The sequence below is a fragment of the Dialister succinatiphilus YIT 11850 genome (assembly GCF_000242435.1).
Classification (GTDB): domain Bacteria; phylum Bacillota; class Negativicutes; order Veillonellales; family Dialisteraceae; genus Dialister; species Dialister succinatiphilus.
The window spans coordinates 5844-8960 of record NZ_JH591192.1; the positions used below are offsets into that span (position 1 = coordinate 5844).

The 3117-nt window shown below is 55.3% G+C and carries 3 protein-coding genes; 2 read left to right on the plus strand and 1 reads right to left on the minus strand.

Going from position 1 to position 3117, the window contains the following annotated elements:
* Positions 1–47 precede the first annotated feature (47 nt).
* The gene (locus HMPREF9453_RS10890) at positions 48–803 is read right to left on the minus strand and encodes a sulfite exporter TauE/SafE family protein (RefSeq protein ID WP_008860625.1); all 756 of its coding nucleotides are present in this window, start codon (positions 801–803) and stop codon (positions 48–50) included.
* A gap of 773 nt (positions 804–1576) precedes the next feature.
* Between HMPREF9453_RS10890 and HMPREF9453_RS10900 the strand changes: the two genes are divergently transcribed.
* Together HMPREF9453_RS10900 and HMPREF9453_RS10905 are read left to right on the plus strand one after the other, a co-directional pair.
* Positions 1577–2689, plus strand: a complete 1113-nt coding sequence (locus tag HMPREF9453_RS10900; RefSeq protein ID WP_008859738.1) for a hypothetical protein — start codon at positions 1577–1579, stop codon at positions 2687–2689.
* Positions 2689–2973: a hypothetical protein gene (locus HMPREF9453_RS10905; protein ID WP_198004146.1), complete on the plus strand. Its 285-nt coding sequence runs from the start codon at positions 2689–2691 to the stop codon at positions 2971–2973. Before HMPREF9453_RS10900 ends, HMPREF9453_RS10905 begins: the two co-directional genes overlap by 1 nt.
* The last annotated feature ends 144 nt before the right edge of the window (positions 2974–3117 follow it).

Below are 3117 nucleotides of genomic sequence, written 5' to 3' on the forward strand. Positions count from 1 at the left end.
CCCGTCAACCCTCACACCGAAGGTGTGTCCAAAGGCGAAGCGGACCTTCAAAGAAGTTCATAGAGTACCTTCAGGAAGAAAATGGTGAGCACTGTCATGATGACGGGTTTTACATTTTTAGCGCCTCCCTTGGCAAAGTACAGGGCGCCCAGGTAATTTCCCACCATGCCGAAGAGGCCGGCTATGGGGCCCAGGGGGAAGAGCACTTTGCCGTTCAGAAGGAACACGCAGAGGGCGGCAATGTTGGTGGTGGAATTGATGACCTTTGTTACGCCGTTGGCCTCCTTCAAAGGCAGATGGGCCACGCCGGTGAGAAGGAGCAGGAGAAAGGTGCCGGTGCCGGGACCGTAGAATCCATCGTACACGCCGATGAGAAGGGCCATGAGGATGCTGAGCACCGCCGTCTTTTTATAGGTATATGGTTCCTTTTCCACAATCAGCGCCTTGCCCCGGGTGACGTAAATGGCTGTCAGCGGAAGGACTACCACCATGAAAAGAAGGAATATATGGGAATCCATGAGAAGGGCCAGCCGGGCACCCAGGGATGAACCGGCAAAGGCAAAGCACACGCAGGTAAGCGCCAGCTTCCAGGGGATAAATCCGCTTCTGGCAAATTTAAAAGTGGCCAGCACAGTGCCCATGGTGGAACTCATTTTGTTGGTGGCAATGGCATTGTGTACGGGAAGACCGGAAATCAGATAGGCCGGAAGGGAAATCAGTCCACCGCCGCCGGCAATGGCATCTACAAATCCGGCCACCATGACCAGAGGGCAGATAATGAGGTATTGAAGCAATATATCCATGAAATACTCCTGCAAAAAGATTTATTCTTTCATCATAGCACGAAGAGGGGGCAGGGGTAAATAGGGGGATGGGGGAGAGCGGGAGGCCAGGCCAGTTTCCTGCTTCCCGGGAGTCACCGGTGGCGCGGTCAGGATCGGGACCGGGACCTGGGCGGTGTTTTCCAGTATTCCCGAAGGTTGACACGCCTTATGGACAAGCCCCTATGGGGCTTGAAGGTTCTAAAGTTTGACGGGGCTATCGCCCCGAGGGTTCTTAAGTTTGACGCGCCTCCGGCGCGAGGGTTGTGGTGGCGCCTCTAAATTTATAGAAGGCGCCCTCTTATGATAAAACCTTTACAACCGCCCTGGCGGGCGAGGAAATGCATTCCCCCTTTTGGTGGCTGGCGCCAATACCTTTCCAGCGGGGCGGGAGAGGGACCGCGAAGCGGTGGAAGGAGGACGCCTGAAAGGCGGCACTATAAAACTGCGGCGAAGCCGCCACCACAACCCTCGGCCTGAAAGGCCGTCAAACTTAAGAACCCTCCGGCCATCAGGCCGGTCAATCCTAAGAACCTTTCTCCCTGCCCCCTGAGCGAAGCGAACACAACACGCCGCCGACAAGGCGGCCACAACCCTCGGGGCGCAGCCCCGTCAACCCTCACACCGAAGGTGTGTCCAAAGGCCGAGAGCCTTTCCCTCACGCCCAAAGGGCACTGCACTCTTTCGCACCCTGCAAATCCTGTATTATAATAAACATATCATATGATTCTACTGATTTCACGAAGGAGTTCCCCTTGTTTTTCAAAGACAATCCTTTCTACCTGCTGGGGGTACATACCACAGACAGCGGAGACCGCTTGGAAGAGGCGCTCTGGGACAAACTGCATGCCGCTTCGGAGAAAGCGGAAAGAGACCGCCTTTTGGATGCCGCCTATGTCCTGCAGAAAAGCGTGAAGCGAAGCGGCGCCGAATTTTTCTGGCTGCCCGAGCTCTCACGGGAGGAAGCATGGGGGCTGGTGGAAAAAGTCACAGCAGCAAAGACACTTTCGTCCTCCGATTTCCTGTCCTTGTCCCCTTTATCCCGGGTGGTGCTGGCCATGAACGGCCTGTTTTATGGATGTGACAGCCCCCGCCTTTTCCTGCAGGAAATCTGCGCCAATTACGATCACATCTACCCGGTGGAGGTGACTGCCCTTTTGAATGCAGGTCGCCGAAAGGCCCATCTGCCGGTGCTGCGTAATGGATCCCATGTGGAAATGTGGAAACGGGAGCTCCCCGGTGAGCTCCTGGAAGCGGTGCACCGGATGGTAAAGGAGAGGAAACTGTCTGACTGGGCCTGCCTTCTGGGGGATTTGGGAAAAGAAAAGGACACTTTCCCCTGGCGGCTCTTTGTGATGGATTATGAGGAAATGAGCCGGAAAGAGAGGGAGGAGCTGGAAAGAAATCTGGACTATGCCCTTTGCCTGACGGACCGCCATTTTCCCCAGGGACTCCTTCTGGCAGGGGATACTCTGAAAGCCATGAAGGACCTGGCGCTGCCCCTCTCTATCAGAAGCGGCTGCTGGCCTCTGGAGACTGCCTTCCAAAGAGTAAGGAAAGAAATGATTACCCTCTGGGACAAAGGGAGAAAAGATGACAGCCGGGCCCTGGGGGAGGCCCTCTTTCCCCTCTTCACGCCATGGCCGGAGTTCCAGGAAAGGGCGGATAAAGACAGGAAGGACATGAAAGAAGGACGAAGGCCGGCCGAAGCGTCTTCGAGCCGGGGGCTTTCCTGGCAGAGCGTGCCTGCTGCTCTTGGACGAATTCCGGAGGTGAAGGAGGAGAAGGAAAAGAAATACCCCCTGTTCCTCCTTTTCCTCGGATTTTTTATCGTAATGACCCTGGTGTATGTTTTCGTTGAGGATTGATGATGACAGAAGAACTGGAAAGACTGAGAAATCAAATCATAAAACTGGTGGAAGAAAAGGGATATCCCGGCGAACTGGGTGCTCTGGCAGCAGACAGCTTGGGCAGCGAAAAGGCCATGACCCGCATGATCGGCTGGCTCTCCCACAGTGAGCCCCGGAGTGCGGAAGATATTGCTGACGAAATGCTTGCTATCTGTGAGGACCGGGACAACTGGCGTAAAAAGAAGGAAGCCGAATTTTACCAGCAAAAATATAATCAGTATTTGTGGGACATGAAGAAATAGGGGCGGCGCAGCCGCCCCGGGTTCAAAGGGTTCAAAGGGCTCAAAGGGTGGTGCTTTCCAGTATTCCCGAAGGTTGACACGCCCTTACGGGCGTGAGGGTTGAGCCAGCCGCCGGGCCTTTCGGCCCTGGGCTGCCAGGGTTCT